The sequence below is a fragment of the Methylobacterium pseudosasicola genome, assembly GCF_900114535.1.
In the GTDB taxonomy this organism is placed as follows: Bacteria; Pseudomonadota; Alphaproteobacteria; order Rhizobiales; family Beijerinckiaceae; genus Methylobacterium; species Methylobacterium pseudosasicola.
Genome location: NZ_FOTK01000049.1, coordinates 17,382 through 31,394 on the forward strand (window position 1 = coordinate 17,382; position 14,013 = coordinate 31,394).

Consider the following 14,013-nt stretch of genomic DNA (forward strand, 5'->3'; position numbering starts at 1 on the left):
TCCGGACCGCATGAACGCCATCCTGATCAAGCTGTTCGCGACGGCCCTGACGCTGAGCCAGGTCACCACGCGGCCGGACGCGGTGCGGACCCAGTTCGACCCGTTCACCGACCAGGCCGAGGTGGTGCGGCTGCTACGCGACGGCTGCGCCCACATGCGCAAGGCGTTCGACATCGAGGACATCAACCTCGACGAGCTGATCACCACCGCGATGGAGGATCCGACAAGCGTCGCTGGGCCGGGGGCGCCCAAGATCCTGCACGGGCTCAACCTCGACGAGCTGAACACCAGCTACAAGCAGTTCTGCAAGGGTGAGAACCCGGCGATCTCGCCGTTCAATGCCCGCGAGGTCATCGAATTCTACGACAACGCCACCAAGGACCTGCCCACCGCGGAGGCGCTCCGGGACAAGGTCCTGCCCGGCATGACCCGGATCCTCGACGGATCGGGCAAGCCCTTCGCCGAGACCTACGAGCCGAACGGCCGGCGGCTGGTGGTGCCGATCACCGCGGTGCCGAGCCTCGTGCAGAAGGCGTTCATCGCGGCGGAAGACAAGCGTTTCGAGAGCCACCACGGCATCGACGAGCGCGGCGTGATCCGCGCCTTCATCGGCAACCTCGCCTCGCCGGGACGCCCGGCCGGAGGCTCGACCATCACCCAGCAGGTGGTGAAGAACCTCTCGGTGGGCGACGACGTCACCTACGAGCGCAAGATCCGCGAGATGATCGTGGCGGCGCGGTTAGAGCGGATCCTGACGAAGCCGCAGATCCTCGGGCTCTACCTCAACGGCATCTATCTTGGTCGCGGCGCCTACGGCATCGAGATGGCGGCGCAGAGCTATTTCGGCAAATCGGTCGGACAGCTGACCCTGCCGGAGGCGGCCCTGCTCGCCGGCATGCCCAAGGGGCCGAACTTCTACAGCCCGGACAAGTACCCTGAGCGGGCGCGTGAGCGGCGCGCCTACGTGCTCGCCCGCCTCAAGGAAGAGGGCACGATCACCGAAGCCGAGATGAACGCTGCGGTGAAAGCCGATCTCGGGCTGAAGCCGGTCGAGGCGACACGGCGCGATTCCGGATTCTACGTCGTCGACTACCTGAACCGCGAGGCGCGCACCTTCGCCGGCGTCGATTCCTTGACCGCCGGGTCCTTCACCGTGCGCTCGACGATCAATGCCGAACTCCAGCGCGCCGTCGAGGGCGCGTTGCAGGACGGGCTCGCCAATTACGAGCGCGGGACCGGCCGGCAGACCTATAGCGGCCCGGAGCTCAATCTCGCCGACAGCATCCGCCGGATCCAGGCGGCGACGCCCGCCCCGGAAGGCGCGGTCCAGGCCGCCCCCGCGGTCACCGGCGCTCGGACGGAGGCCGCCAAGGACGCGCCGCCCAAGGACATCGCCAAGCCGGGCGCAAAGGCATCCCGGCCCAAGGTCGCGTCAGTTCCGCAGGTGAAGCCGGTCTGGCTGCGGGCCCTGGAGAGCGCCCGGCCGACCTTGTACGACGTGCACTGGCCCGTCGCGGTGGTGCTGGAAGCTGGCCGCGGTCCGGTGAAGGTCGGCCTCGCCGACGGCCGCACCGCCATCCTCGACCCGGGCATCGCCCGAAACCGGCTGCAACTCTACGACGTGGTCCGGGTGAAGCTCACCGAAGGCCGCGGCGCGCCCCGGGCGCAAATAAGGGTCCGTCCGACCGTCCAGGGCGCGGCCCTGGTGCTGGAGAACCAGACCGGCCGCATCCTGGCGATGGCTGGCGGCTTCTCCTATCCGATGAGCCAGCTCAACCGGGTCACCCAGGCGGTTCGCCAGCCCGGCTCGACCCTGAAGCCGCTCACCTACCTGGCAGCGCTCAATGCCGGGCTCCAGCCCAACACCCTGGTCCTCGATTCGGCCGTCACCCTGCCGCCGATCAGCGGCTCCGGGGAATCCTGGTCGCCGAAGAATTACGAAGGCGGCGGCTCCGGCCCGACAACTCTGCGAAGAGGCCTCGAATTTTCGAAGAATCTCGTCACCGCCCGGCTGCTCCAGGGCGGTATCGCGCCGAAGGCTCCGGCCAGCCTCAAGCGGGTCTGCGACATCGCCCTCGAAGCGCAGATCTACGCCGAGTGCGAGCCCTATTACCCGTTCGTGCTCGGCGCCCAGCCGGTGCGGATGCTCGATCTCGCCGGCTTCTACGCGGCGGTGGCCAACGAGGGCGCCCGCCCGGCGGTCTACGCGCTCGAGTCGGTGGAGCGGGACGGCAAAGCGCTCTACACCCATGCCCCCCGTGAGCCGGTGCGGATCGGCTCGGCCGACCGGGTGGCGTTCTACCAGCTCAAGACCATGCTGCAGGGCGTGACCCAGCACGGCACCGCCGCCGCGCTCTCCAAAGTCTCCGCCTACGTCGCCGGCAAGACCGGCACTTCCGAGAACGAGAACGACGCCTGGTTCGCGGGCTTCACCAACGAGATCACCGTGGTGGTCTGGGTCGGCTACGACAACGCCGACGGCAGCCGCAAGACGCTGGGCCGCGGCCAGACCGGCGGCCACGTCTCCGTGCCGATCGCCTCCAGCATCTTGCAGGCCGCCTGGGCGAACGGCGTCCCTAAGACGCCGCTGCGGGGCCCCTCCTCCGAGGCGCGCCCGTTCATCGCCGATCTGCCGATCGATCCCCATAGCGGTCAGCGGGTCGCGGGCGGCGGTTTCCTCGAGCATTTCCGCACGAGCGGCGACGGCAAGATGGCCGACACGCAGTTTCGTCTGGTGCCGCGCGAGACCCTCTACGCCATGCGGCCGGATGCCGAGGACGGCGACCTCAACGGCGCCGAGGATGGGGCCAGCGTCGCGGGCGATTATTATGGAAACATGACCGGCGAGCGCCCGGCGCCGGATCCCCTCGACCCGTTCGGTGAGCGCCAGCCGCCGCGCAGCCGCCGTGCGCAGGGCGAACTGGATTCCTACGGCCAGGACGCCTACAGGCCCTGGCCCGGCCAGACCGCGCGCTCGCCCTTCGGGGACGAGGATTCGCGCCGGCCCCGCCGCCGCGACCCGGATTACCTGTTCGGCGAAGACCCGGGCTACTGACCGCCCCTCGATCAATGAGACGCCCGTTGCGCACGCAGCTTCCTGCCGCCCTCGCCCTCGCCCTGACGGCCGCCCCGGTCTGCGCCCAGACGCCCGCCGCCAACTCGGCGGCAGTGCCCGGGTCGGAGCGGATCAAGGAGGTGCCCTCGGTCACCGCCCTCGATCCGGCGACGCTGAAGCCCGGGCAGATCCTGTTCACGGATCACCGCGACAACCCCACCGCGCCGGAGAACGGCCTGATCCCGTACCTGGACTGGCTGCGGACGCGCCCGGCGGAGGCCGCGGTTCTGGCGCCCTTCCCCGGCTACAAGGAGCCGGACTACACCGTGACGGTGAACGGCGTGACCAAGCCCCGGCACGAGACCCTGAAGGTCTACGTGGCTGAGGGCCGGTTCGTGGTGCCGCGCCCGCCCGAGGCGATCGACCTCAGGGCCTTCGCCAATCTCGGCTTCGTCCAGACGATGGACCCGGCGATCAAGCACAAGGCGATCACGGTGGGCGAGGTGACGCCGAATAAGGACCCGGCCGCCGCCTTCGCCAAGCGCCCGGACCGGCCCTGGTGCGAGGGTGCCGGCGCCTGCATCGAATCGCGCTACGACCTCGAAGGCAAGCTGCCGCTCGGCGTGAAGCTCGCCAACAAGCTCGAAGAGGGCTCGGCCAAGAAGATTGCCGAGTACGTCTCGTTCCAGAGCGAATTGCGAGTTCTCGGCCCCGACCAGGGCGCGACGCTCAAGGCGCTCACCAAGATCGACACCACCGTCACCGGGGGGCTGGAGCAGACGATCTTCTGGGTCAACCAGATCCTGCGCTTCGGCAAGTTCCTGGCCGTGTTCCAGCCGCTGCCGAACGATCCGACCAAGACCGTTGTGACCACCTACATGGCGCTGGCGATTAAGGCCGATGTCCTTGACCGCAAGGCCGAATATGCCCGGGTGCCGGTGCTGAAGAACCTGTTGCCGGCCCAGGTGCTGATGGGCAATTCGAGCTTCAACACCGGCAATTCGATCAGCGCCGGCCTGCCGGTCTACGCCCGCAACCGCATCACCACCTTCGCCGACGCGATCGCGAAGCGCTGACGAGCCCGGCCTCGCTGGTTCAGAACCCGCGATTGCCGATCGAAGGCAGGGTCGGCTGCGTGTAGGCCCGGTTCACGTCGCGCCTTGTCTGGGTGCCGTTGGTGTCGTTCGCGGCCCGATAATTGTCGAGCCGGAAGCTCTCGGCGAGGCCGCTGCGCCCGTCCGGGCTGTCGGTGTTGCAGGCACAGAGACCGCCGACAGCCAGGAACGAGACCGCGAGAAGGGTAAAGCGCATGATTGATCCTGGGCGATGCCGAACCGCGCGAGGGATTGTTATCCGCCGCCGAATCGCAGTTTGAAGAGTCGGTGGCGGCATGGTCAGGGCGGCGGCAAGTCCGTCAAGACCGGCGGAGAGGCGTAAACCGATTCCGCCGCCTCCGATGCGCGGCGGCCACGGAAAATCTACCTTTCCACGCGTTAGCGGCGGATAGAGGCCGGCAATTGCCGGAAGTACGGCCCCTCCCCCTGGCGAATCCGGGGCCTTTCGGGCCAGAACCGTCGGCGATGAGCAACGTCCTGCCCTTCCGGCCGCGCCCGACCGTCACCCGCCTCGCCCGCTGCGAGGTCGTGACCGTGGCCGGCGACCTCCTCGCCCTGCTGGAGCAGCTCGAGGACGTGAGTGCCCGCGCCGCTGCGATGGGCCGTCCGGCGCTCGAGGTCGAGCGCACGGTTCAACATCTCCTCGACGCGGTCAGCGCCGTGGAGCGCGCCCTCGACTGCATCGGCGAGGGCGAGCAGGTCGCCCCGGCCTGAGCGGTTTTCGGATCTGACGCCGGGTTGGGCGATGGCCCGCGTCCGGCAGATGCGGCTCCGTCGCGTTCAGGATCGGCGCGGTCTGGGTCGGCGTGTTGCACCATAACGGTTGTACCCACTCCCCGGCACCGGCGTAACCGGAACGGTTTTGCACAATAGATCTCCGGTCGATCCGAACGAAGACCATACCCTCGGCGTGGTTCTTCGAAGTCCGGCCTCGAAATCTTAATATTCCGGAACCCTCCCGCGCAGCTTGCGGTTGAGTGTCGGGCGCTCGAACGCGACGCTGTTTCCGGAGGATATCATGAGGTTTCGTACGGGCAGCACGTTGGCCGTCATCACCGCCGCCGGGCTCCTCGCCGGAACCGTCATCCCGGCGCAGGCGGCGGAAATCGGGTTCCTGGAGATGCTGTTCGGTGCCCGCCCTGCACCCCAGCCGGTTCAGCAGGCGCAGCCCCCCGGCGCTCCTGACATCCGTGCCTTCGAGCGACGCGCGACGCCGCGGCTCGGCAGCGCCCGGCACAGGCTCCAGACGCGATACGCGGCGCTTCCGGTGCGGATCCGCGTGAAGGAGACGGAACTCAGCCCCCGTCAGACGCCCATCGACATGAAGTCCGGCGCGGCCGCGGCGCTGATGAAGGACGAGACGCTTCAGCCCGGCGACATCGTCGTCCTGAACACCGGCGCCAAGGTCTTCACCGGCAATCCCGACAAGCGCCACGCCATCCGGGATTTCGAGCCGGTCCAGAGTTCGCGCTTCGTCAGCAAGGGAACGCGCAAGCAGCTCGCCGGACTGTTCACCCCCATCGGTGCGTCGCCCGCGAACGAGGCGCGCCGGGTCGTGGCGCGCGGCCCCCAGTCCACACCGCCAATCGCGACGCCGATCCCGCACCAGCAGACCGCAATGCGGGTGATCAACGTCTGGAAGACGGCGCAGTAACGCGCCGGCGCGGTCCGCTCAGAAGAACCGCTCCTTGACGACGATCGTGTCGCCCGGCCGGACCGAATAGGTCATCGGCACGATCCCCGAGACCAGGCCGCTGCCGGTGTCGCGGGTCAGCACCGCGTAGTCGCGGGCGGCCCGTGGGCCGAAGCCGGCGGCGATTGCCACGGCCGTCTCCACTGTCATGCCGTTGACGAACGGGTACTGGCCCGAGGTCGTGACCTCGCCCAGGATGTAAAACGGGCGGTAGGTGTCGACCTCCACCGTCACGTGCGGCTCGCGCACGAAGCCTGACGAGAGCTTGGCCTCGATTGCCCGGGCCGCCTGGCCGGTGGTCTGGCCGCCGACCTGGACGGTGCCGATCAGCGGCATCGCGATCTTGCCGGCGCCGTCGACCGCGTAAATGTTCGACAGGTTGTCCTGTCCGAAGACGATCACCCGCAGCTTGTCGCCCGCCGAGAGCGGGTAGCGCGCCCCGATCGAGCCGGTGCCGGTGGCATCGAGCTGGTCGGTACGGAAGCTCGGACGCAGGCAGCCGCCGAGCGCCAGAGTCGAGCCAAGTGCGAGGAGCAGAGCGCGCCGGTTCATCACCATCGCCGTCATGGGTGCCAAGTCGCCGTGGTGTAGGCCGTTAAGGTTAATGAACCTTGATCATCCGGGTGCCGGCTTCCGAATAGGCCGGTGCGCAAGCTTTCTTAACGCTCAAGCAACCTTAACGACCTCTAATAGTGCCGGATGGCCTCATGGGCCGTCCCGTCGGCCTTCGTGCTCAGAGCGTCTCATGTCTCGTATCAGCCTGCGCTCGCATCCCGCCCTGCCTGCGCAGCGGTCCAGCACCCGGGAAGGCGTCGGCCTCGCGCAGGTGCCGCAGATCCTGCGCCGCTCGATCGGCTGGATCGTCGGGCCAACCCTGGTTGTGGCGCTGGGCGCCAGCATCTTCGTCAACGTGGTGAGCCCGCGCTACACCGGCGAGGCGAAGCTGATCCTGGAGAGCCGAGACCCCGCTTTCGCCCGGACCGCCCAGGAGCGGGCCGATCAGCTCGCGCCGATCGACGAGCAGGCGGTGGCGAGCCAGGTCCAGGTGGTGATGTCGCGCGACCTCGCCCGGGAGGCGATCCGGCGGCTGAAGCTCGTGGGCAACCCCGAATTCGATCCCGGATCGAGCAGCATCGGCCCGGTCCAGCGCGTGATGATGATGCTCGGCATCGGCGCCAATCCCCTCGACCGCCCGGCCGAGGACCGGGTGCTGGATGCCTATTTCGAGCATTTGCTGGTCTATCCGGCCGGCAAGTCACGGATCCTGACGATCGAGTTCCGCGCCAAGGATGCCAAGCTCGCGGCCGACGGTGCCAACACCATCGCGCAGCTCTACATTTCGTCGCTTGAGGCCGACAAGGTCGACACCGCCCGCTACGCCTCCTCCTGGCTCGGCGGCAACATCGACGGTCTGCGCAAGCGCGTCGCGGAAGCCGAAGCGAAGGTCGAGGCGTTCCGCGCCAAGAACGGCCTCGTCGGCAGCGGCGGCGCCACCGGCCAGCCGTTGACCACGCAGCAGCTCGGCGAGCTGTCGAGCCAGCTCTCCCAGGCCCGGATCCTGAAGGCCGACCTCGCCGGCCGGGTGAAGGCGATCAAGGACCTGATCAAGGACGGCCGCGCCTTCGAGATCACCGAGGTCGCCAACAACGAGGTGATCCGGCGCATCGTCGACAACCGCATCGCCGTGCGGGCGCAGCTGGCGCTCGAATCCCGCACGCTGTTGCCGGCCCACCCGCGGATCAAGGAGCTGCACGCCCAGCTCGAAGACCTCGACGCGCAGATCAAGACCTCGGCCGAGCGCGTCGTCCGCACCCTGGAGAACGACGCCAAGATCGCCGGCTCCCGGGTCGAGAGCCTTCAGGCCGCCGTGGACGGCCAGCAGGACGTGGTGGTGAAGGGCAATTCCAGCGAGATCCAGCTCCGGGCCCTGGAGCGCGAGGCCAAGGCGCAGCGCGAGCAGCTCGAATCCTACCTGTCCCGCTACCGCGAGGCGGCCGCCCGCGACGGCGAGAGCGCCACGCCCGCCGATGCCCGCATCGTCTCGCGCGCCGTGACCCCGGAACTCCCCTCCTTCCCGAAGAAGCTGCCGATCATCGGCTTTGCCACGCTGGTGACCCTGATGCTGGCGGTCGGCGGCGTGCTGGCGAGCGCGCTGCTGTCCGAATCCGGCCGCTCCGAGCAGGATACCGATCTCGATCTGGCGGACCGGCCTACGCGCCGCGAACCGGCGCTGGACCGCCCGGGCTTCGCCTTCCCGGAAGCGATGCCCCCGGCGCATTGGTCCGAAGCCGCGAACGAGGCCGAGCCGGCGACCGCTGCCGCGGATCCGGTCGCGCCGCCGGCCGCCCCTCGGGCGCCCGCCGAGGCCTACGACCTCGCGCCGCTGATCGCCCGGATCTCGGCCGTGGCACGCGAACCCGGTGATCGCACCGGCTGCCGCGTGCTGGTCATGGAAACGGAGATTTCCCGCGGCGGCGATGCCCTGCACGACGCGCTGGTTCGCGCGCTCGGCCGCAAGGCCAGCCTCGTCACCGTCGATCTGAACGGCGCCGGCGCCGAACGCGGCTTCACCGATCTGGTGGCGGGGGACGCCGCCTTCCTCGACGTGATCCAGGCCGCACCCGGCAGCAGCCTGCACCGGATCGCGGCCGGGTGCGCCGACGCGTCCGTGCTGTTCGCCGAGCCGGACGCCCTCACCCTGACCTTCGAGGCCCTGGCTGAGGCCTATGATTGGGTCGTCTGCCGGCTGCACGCCGCCCCGGGCGCTGTCGACCTGCTCGAACTGGCGGCCGGCTACATGGACAGCGTGATCATCGCCTCGAACGCCTCCGCCGAGGATCAGGCCCTGGCCGATCTCTACGCCATCGCGGAGGATGCCGGCGCTGGGCAGGTTCTGGTGGCGCAGGACCGTTCGACCGAGCAGGGCGCGGCGGGCGACCGGTCGGCGCCGGAACTCCGGCTCAACGCCGCCTGAGTTTACGACCTGCGCGTCAGCTTCCGCAGGCGCGCGACGGCGGCGTAGAGGCGCGGGTCGCGCTTGATCCTACGCTTCGTGCGGGTCATGCCGAGCTGCGCTAGCCCGTAAGCACGGCCTTGCAGGGAGACAGGCACGATCGTCTCGACCAGCCCGATGGTCTCGTCGCAGATGCTCGCCTTGTAGCGCGCCTCGCCGACCCCAAGATCGAAGCCCTGCCGGCCGCGTGCGGTCTGGTCGCCGACGAGGTGTTGCAGCAGCAGGTCGCCCGGGCTGAACCGGGCCACCTCCGGATCAGGATCGAACGCGGTCATCATGCCGCTGAAACGGTGATCGCTGACCGCGCCCCCGAAGGCCGCGAGCACGCGCCCGCTCTCGGCGAGGCAGAGGGCGTGGATCTCCACCGCCGGATCAGTGCCGGACGCGGCTGCCGCCAGGAATTGGCGGATCGGCTCGGCGGCGTAGGGGTCGGCGACGCCCATACCGGCGAACCGCACCGCCTTGTGGGCGAAGAACGCCGCCAGATACCGGGCCGCCTCCTCGGGCGTCTCAGCCCGGCGATACGCCAGGGCGCCTTTGGCCTCGATCAGGCGCTTCTCCTTCGAGCGCAGCTTCTTGCGGGCATCGGCGCTGAACACCCGGCGCACCGTCGCCTCTGGATCGGGGCCGAGCATCAGCCCGTAGGCGTCGCTCGCCTCGGGCTCGCCGGCCTCGGCGAGCGGGTTGGCCGCGCCGTCCCACATGCGGGGCTGATGCTGCAGCGCGTAGACGTCGATGCCGGCCGGCCGGCCGGCGCGGATCAGGGCGGCCGTGACCTCGCCGGGGGCGATCGCCGCCGCATCCCGGGTGGCGAAGAGCGGCATGTGGTAGTTCGCATGCGTCTCGCCGACGACCCGCGCCACGGTGAGCCCGAAGCTCCGCGCGAGCACCAGCGGCAGCAGGATCCGAGGGCGGCCCTCCGCATCCCGCAACACGACGATGCGGGCCCCGGCCTCCGTGCCGGTCGCGCGCAGATAGGCGGCGACCCAGTCGAACCGCTGATAGGGCGTGTGCAGGCTCGCCGGATCGGATTCGAGCCGCCGCCACAGGGCCTCGACCGCGGTGAGATCGGAAAACACCTCCGCGGTCAGGATTCCGGATGCGCGCGCACCGATCATGTCCGTTCCCGCCACCTGGACGCCGGTCGCCATACCCGAGTCTCCCGCTGCGCCGGGCAGCGCCCGAAGCCGAAAGCCGACCTTGCGGGGCACGCACTGAATGGCCGGTGACTTCGACGCTGTTGTGGGCCGGCGCGGCCCTGTAAATCGCGACTTTGGCTAATACAACCTTCCGGCTGCACTACAGACAGGCCGCGGATTTGGCGTTTCTTTACCCCGGCGGGTGATGGCTGTTCCGCCCGGGCCGTACCGCCCGAACGGGTCCGAGCCATGATCTCCTCGCGCGCCAAGCATCGGGTGTTCGCGTCCGGCTTCCGCGCGATCCAGGCGCTCGGCGCCGATCGCTGGCTGGCGCCGGCCGCCCGCGGCCTCGGGGTGATCCTAACCTTTCACCATGTCAGCCCCGATCCCGTCCCGGCCTTCGCACCGAACCGCCTGCTCAGCATCACGCCGGACTTCCTCGACCAGACCCTGCGCGAGCTCGATGCCCGCGGCTTCGATATCATCGGGCTCGATGCCGTGCCCGACCGGCTCGCCGCGCCGGGCTATGGGCCGCCCTTCGCGGTGCTGACCTTTGATGACGGCTACCGCGACAACGTCCAACACGCCCGCCCGGTATTGCAACGCCACGGCGTGCCCTGGACCCTGTTCGTGACCAGCGGCTTCGCCGACCAGGGCGGCCGCCTGTGGTGGATCGAATTGGAGCGGGCGATCGCGCGGCTCGACCGAGTGCGGATCGCCGTTGGCGCAAGCAGCTTCGACCTACCGACCCCCAGCCCCCAGGAGAAGGCGCTGGCCTTTGAAGCCCTCTACCGAGACCTGCGCCTCGGCGCCGAGGCCGACCTTCTGGATCGGATCGCCGACCTATGCCGACAGGCGGGCTTCGCGCCGGGCGCCGTCGCATCCGAGCTGTGCCTGTCCTGGGCCGAACTGCGCGACTTAGCCCGCGACCCGGCCGTGACCATCGGCGCCCACACGGTCAGCCACCCGATGCTCGCCAAGCACGACGCGGCCACCGCGACACTCGAGATTGCCGAAGGCCGCGCGCGCATCGAAGCCGAGCTCGGCCGGCCCGTGCGGCACCTCTCCTACCCGGTGGGCGATCCAACCTCGGCGGGACCGCGGGAATTCGCGCTGGCGCAAAAGCACGGATTCTCCACCGCCGTCACGACCCGGCCCGGGCACCTCTTTTCGGAGCATGCCGGCCACCTGCACGCCCTGCCGCGCGTGTCGATCAACGGCTGCCATCAATCGCGCGCGGCGTTGGCGGGCTTGCTCTCCGGGGTGCCGTTCCTGGCCTGGAACCGGGGCCGGCGGCTCAACGTCGCCTGACGCTTTTTGCCAAACATCCAACCGCGCTCAGGTCACGTCGGGCGGCAGAGTCTCGAAGGGATTGTGGGCTGGAACGCCGAGGGGCGTGAAATGCCGGACGTTACGGGTCAGGACGGTCCAGCCATGGCACTGAGCCGTGGCAGTGGGAGGTGGGCAGATCCTCGGCTGTCAGCGGCGCGGCCATGAGGAGGCGGCCGAAGGACGGAACCTGTGAAAGCCTTTGCCAGTCTTCGAAACTCAGCAACACCGCCTCCGGTCGACCGTGCCGCGTGATGATCGAGGGTTGGCCTTGCTTGGCCTGATCGATGACAGCCGACAGCGTCGCCTTGGCATCGCGAAGCTGGATCTCCTGCATCGCGCCTCTCCGTGACCAGTGTAGTCACAGTAAGGTTCGCAAGCGTCCGGGGCAATGGCGGCACGTCGCGCGACGCCGGCGCGTCGGTCCCGCAGACCTCAACGCCGCCGGCGGTGCCGATAGCTCGTCGAGAACGAGGCGTATTGCCGGCCGCCGCGGCGCGACCGGTAGCGGCCTCGGCGGCTGGAGGTGGCCTCGACAGCCTCTTCGGCCTGGGGCAGCGCCTCGACCAGGGCCGGCGCAGCGGCGGCGTCGGCGGAGGCGTAGCCGCCCGCCACGTTCTTGGCGGCCGGGCCGAACATCGCCAGGCACTGGTTGTAGGCCAGATCGTTCTTCAGCCGCTCGCACTCGGCGATCGAGCGCGGCGTGCCCTGCGCGAGGGCGGGCAACGGTGCGAGCAGCACGGCGAGTGCGGCCAGATGCTTGAGGCGCATGGGCGAGCGATACACGAACGGGGATCTCGAATTCGGGTCGGAGGCTTGTGGCGCCCGAGTGCGGCGAAATCGAGGGGTCGGCGCTACCGGTCCGGCCGTTCCATCCAGCGGATCAGCGGCATCAGCGGGAAGATCCAGGCGATTCCGAGGATCGAGTAGAGCACGGCCTGGATCGCCGCCGGCGTCTCGGCGATGCGGCTGTCGGCCAGCGCCATGGCCAGCGGCCCGTAGAGGCAGACGAAGGCCAGGATCGCGATGGTGCCGATCAGGGTGCGGGTGCTGCGGCGCATGAGGGTCCCTTCAGCCTCGCTCTTGGCGGCGGCGCTGATCACTGACGGCTAGCCTCAGCCGGGCCGGTTGGCAACGCGCCCGGTGCCGCGGGCTGCGGCGCCGCCGACATTGCTCGCATCCGTCGCTTCCCCTAACGCGTCGCGAGGGCCGGCCAGTCCCGGCAACCGCGGAAGGGATGCGCGTGGTGATGAGAGTCTCGGGCGACCAGCGATCGGGCGCCGTGCGGGCGTGGCTCTATCTGGTGGCAGCCCTCGTGGTCGCCATGGTGGCGGTGGGCGGTGCGACGCGCCTGACCGGATCCGGTCTGTCGATCACCGAGTGGCGCCCTGTGACCGGGATCGTGCCGCCCCTGTCGGAGGCGGACTGGGCCACGGAATTCGCGAAGTACAAGGACACGCCGCAATACAATATCCTCAACCAGGGGATGGGGCTGTCGTCGTTCAAGGTTCTGTACGGCTGGGAATGGGGCCATCGCCTGCTCGGCCGGCTGATCGGCCTGGTGTTCTTCCTGCCGCTGGTGGTGTTCTGGTGGCGCGGCATGATCAGCCGGCGCCTCGGGCTCGGGCTGCTGGGCCTCGGCATCCTCGGCGGCCTGCAGGGCGCGATCGGCTGGATCATGGTCGCCTCGGGCCTCCAGCCCGGCATGACCGCGGTGGCGCCGCTGAAGCTCGCCCTGCACCTCACCATGGCGAGTCTCATCCTGGCCGGGCTGGTCTGGCTCGCCGCCGGTGAGCGCAACGGCACCATCGAGCCCGCACCGGGCCGCATCCGCGCCGTGGCGACCCTGCTGCCGGCGCTGGTGCTGGTGCAAATCTTCCTCGGCGGCCTCGTCGCCGGGTCGCATGCCGGCCTCGTCTACAACACGTGGCCCAGCATGGATGGCGATCTCGTGCCGCCGATGGACAGCCTGTTCGCGATCCGGCCCTGGATCGAGAACTTCGTGGACAACCATGCCCTGGTCCAGTTCGACCATCGGGTGACCGCCTACCTCATCGTGGTCGTCGCGCTCCTGCATGCGGTCGATGCCCGGCTGACGGGTCCGGCCGGCGCCGCCGGGCGCGCCGGTGGCGTCGCGGTTCTGGCGCTGGCGCAGGCGGCGCTCGGCATCGCGACGCTGCTGCTGACCGTTCCCCTCTGGGCGGCACTGGCCCATCAAGTCCTGGCGATGGCGGTCCTGACCATGGCCGCGGTCCATGCCCGCCTGAGCCGCGGCACCGAACGTGTGCGGCCGGCCGCCCGGGAACCGGCCCTCGGCTTCGAGGGTCTGGTCGGGCGCGGCGCTTAGAGCGCCTAACAGAACCGTCTGATCTGGTTGAGTGTGATGAGGCTGGCAGCGAGGCTGGTGAAGGCTTCGTAGATGTCTGCACGTCGCTCGTAGCGCACGGGCAGCCGACGGAAGCGATTGAACCAAGCGTGCGTGCGCTCCACCACCCACCGATGCCGGCCTAGCCTCTCGCTGCTCTCGATGCCGCGGCGTGCGATGCGCGGTACAATCCCACGCGCCCGGCACTCGTGTCGGCGCGGTTCAGCGTCGTAGGCTTTGTCGGCGTGCAGTTTGTCCGGGCGGTGTCGCGGCCGGCCCCGCCGACCGTTGCGCACGGGTGGGA

14 protein-coding genes are annotated in these 14,013 nt (G+C 69.5%); 7 read left to right on the forward strand and 7 right to left on the reverse strand.

What is annotated here, in order from left to right:
- Positions 1-10 precede the first annotated feature (10 nt).
- Positions 11-3,055 carry a penicillin-binding protein 1A gene (locus BM228_RS28780; protein WP_092046062.1) on the forward strand — a complete coding sequence of 1,015 codons (3,045 nt, stop codon included), beginning with the start codon at positions 11-13 and terminating at the stop codon, positions 3,053-3,055.
- A gap of 26 nt (positions 3,056-3,081) precedes the next feature.
- Positions 3,082-4,131, forward strand: a complete 1,050-nt coding sequence (locus tag BM228_RS28785; protein ID WP_425285013.1) for a hypothetical protein — start codon at positions 3,082-3,084, stop codon at positions 4,129-4,131.
- 19 nt (positions 4,132-4,150) lie between these two features.
- Here BM228_RS28785 and BM228_RS28790 read toward each other — a convergent pair whose 3' ends face one another.
- Complete coding sequence (locus BM228_RS28790) at positions 4,151-4,366, reverse strand: hypothetical protein (RefSeq protein ID WP_092046066.1); 216 nt, start codon at positions 4,364-4,366, stop codon at positions 4,151-4,153.
- Positions 4,367-4,635: 269 nt separating this feature from the next.
- Here BM228_RS28790 and BM228_RS28795 point away from each other — a divergent pair, with 269 nt between their 5' ends.
- Entirely contained in the window at positions 4,636-4,884 is a 249-nt protein-coding gene (locus BM228_RS28795; protein WP_092046069.1) for a hypothetical protein, read from the forward strand.
- A 304-nt stretch (positions 4,885-5,188) separates the two neighbouring features.
- Positions 5,189-5,824 carry a hypothetical protein gene (locus tag BM228_RS28800; protein ID WP_092046081.1) on the forward strand — a complete coding sequence of 212 codons (636 nt, stop codon included), beginning with the start codon at positions 5,189-5,191 and terminating at the stop codon, positions 5,822-5,824.
- An 18-nt stretch (positions 5,825-5,842) separates the two neighbouring features.
- Here BM228_RS28800 and BM228_RS28805 read toward each other — a convergent pair whose 3' ends face one another.
- Positions 5,843-6,421 carry a polysaccharide biosynthesis/export family protein gene (locus BM228_RS28805; protein WP_092046083.1) on the reverse strand — a complete coding sequence of 193 codons (579 nt, stop codon included), beginning with the start codon at positions 6,419-6,421 and terminating at the stop codon, positions 5,843-5,845.
- A gap of 187 nt (positions 6,422-6,608) precedes the next feature.
- Between BM228_RS28805 and BM228_RS28810 the strand changes: the two genes are divergently transcribed.
- A complete protein-coding gene (locus BM228_RS28810) occupies positions 6,609-8,837 on the forward strand; it encodes a GumC family protein (RefSeq protein ID WP_092046071.1) in 2,229 nt (742 codons plus the stop codon).
- Between the two features lie 2 nt (positions 8,838-8,839).
- Here BM228_RS28810 and BM228_RS28815 read toward each other — a convergent pair whose 3' ends face one another.
- A complete protein-coding gene (locus tag BM228_RS28815; protein WP_092046073.1) occupies positions 8,840-10,027 on the reverse strand; it encodes a GNAT family N-acetyltransferase in 1,188 nt (395 codons plus the stop codon).
- A gap of 237 nt (positions 10,028-10,264) precedes the next feature.
- Between BM228_RS28815 and BM228_RS28820 the strand changes: the two genes are divergently transcribed.
- Entirely contained in the window at positions 10,265-11,326 is a 1,062-nt protein-coding gene (locus BM228_RS28820) for a polysaccharide deacetylase family protein (RefSeq protein WP_092046075.1), read from the forward strand.
- 100 nt (positions 11,327-11,426) lie between these two features.
- On the opposite strand, the gene BM228_RS28830 is transcribed toward BM228_RS28820, so the two are convergent.
- The 3 genes from BM228_RS28830 to BM228_RS28840 form a co-directional block, all read right to left on the reverse strand.
- On the reverse strand, positions 11,427-11,681 hold the full coding sequence (locus tag BM228_RS28830) for a type II toxin-antitoxin system Phd/YefM family antitoxin (protein WP_092046077.1): 255 nt from the start codon (positions 11,679-11,681) through the stop codon (positions 11,427-11,429).
- A 98-nt stretch (positions 11,682-11,779) separates the two neighbouring features.
- The gene (locus tag BM228_RS28835; protein WP_244537362.1) at positions 11,780-12,115 is read right to left on the reverse strand and encodes a hypothetical protein; all 336 of its coding nucleotides are present in this window, start codon (positions 12,113-12,115) and stop codon (positions 11,780-11,782) included.
- 83 nt (positions 12,116-12,198) lie between these two features.
- Entirely contained in the window at positions 12,199-12,405 is a 207-nt protein-coding gene (locus BM228_RS28840; RefSeq protein ID WP_092046085.1) for a DUF2842 domain-containing protein, read from the reverse strand.
- A 188-nt stretch (positions 12,406-12,593) separates the two neighbouring features.
- On the opposite strand from BM228_RS28840, the gene BM228_RS28845 reads away from it, so the two are divergent.
- Entirely contained in the window at positions 12,594-13,691 is a 1,098-nt protein-coding gene (locus BM228_RS28845; RefSeq protein ID WP_092046087.1) for a COX15/CtaA family protein, read from the forward strand.
- Between the two features lie 5 nt (positions 13,692-13,696).
- Here the strand turns inward: BM228_RS28845 and BM228_RS28850 are convergent.
- Positions 13,697-14,013 (reverse strand): transposase (locus tag BM228_RS28850; RefSeq protein ID WP_139234077.1); only part of this gene is annotated, 317 nt, incomplete at its 5' end.

What these genes read in the sequence shown, in the direction of transcription:
- BM228_RS28840 (WP_092046085.1), bottom strand. Translation starts at nt 12,405, where the DNA reads ATGCGCCGCAGCACCCGCACCCTGATCGGCACCATCGCGATCCTGGCC.
- BM228_RS28835 (WP_244537362.1), bottom strand. Translation starts at nt 12,115, where the DNA reads ATGCGCCTCAAGCATCTGGCCGCACTCGCCGTGCTGCTCGCACCGTTG.
- BM228_RS28820 (WP_092046075.1), top strand. Translation starts at nt 10,265, where the DNA reads ATGATCTCCTCGCGCGCCAAGCATCGGGTGTTCGCGTCCGGCTTCCGC.
- BM228_RS28845 (WP_092046087.1), top strand. Translation starts at nt 12,594, where the DNA reads ATGAGAGTCTCGGGCGACCAGCGATCGGGCGCCGTGCGGGCGTGGCTC.
- BM228_RS28805 (WP_092046083.1), bottom strand. Translation starts at nt 6,421, where the DNA reads ATGGTGATGAACCGGCGCGCTCTGCTCCTCGCACTTGGCTCGACTCTG.
- BM228_RS28780 (WP_092046062.1), top strand. Translation starts at nt 11, where the DNA reads ATGAACGCCATCCTGATCAAGCTGTTCGCGACGGCCCTGACGCTGAGC.
- BM228_RS28795 (WP_092046069.1), top strand. Translation starts at nt 4,636, where the DNA reads ATGAGCAACGTCCTGCCCTTCCGGCCGCGCCCGACCGTCACCCGCCTC.
- BM228_RS28830 (WP_092046077.1), bottom strand. Translation starts at nt 11,681, where the DNA reads ATGCAGGAGATCCAGCTTCGCGATGCCAAGGCGACGCTGTCGGCTGTC.
- BM228_RS28790 (WP_092046066.1), bottom strand. Translation starts at nt 4,366, where the DNA reads ATGCGCTTTACCCTTCTCGCGGTCTCGTTCCTGGCTGTCGGCGGTCTC.
- BM228_RS28815 (WP_092046073.1), bottom strand. Translation starts at nt 10,027, where the DNA reads ATGGCGACCGGCGTCCAGGTGGCGGGAACGGACATGATCGGTGCGCGC.
- BM228_RS28800 (WP_092046081.1), top strand. Translation starts at nt 5,189, where the DNA reads ATGAGGTTTCGTACGGGCAGCACGTTGGCCGTCATCACCGCCGCCGGG.
- BM228_RS28810 (WP_092046071.1), top strand. Translation starts at nt 6,609, where the DNA reads ATGTCTCGTATCAGCCTGCGCTCGCATCCCGCCCTGCCTGCGCAGCGG.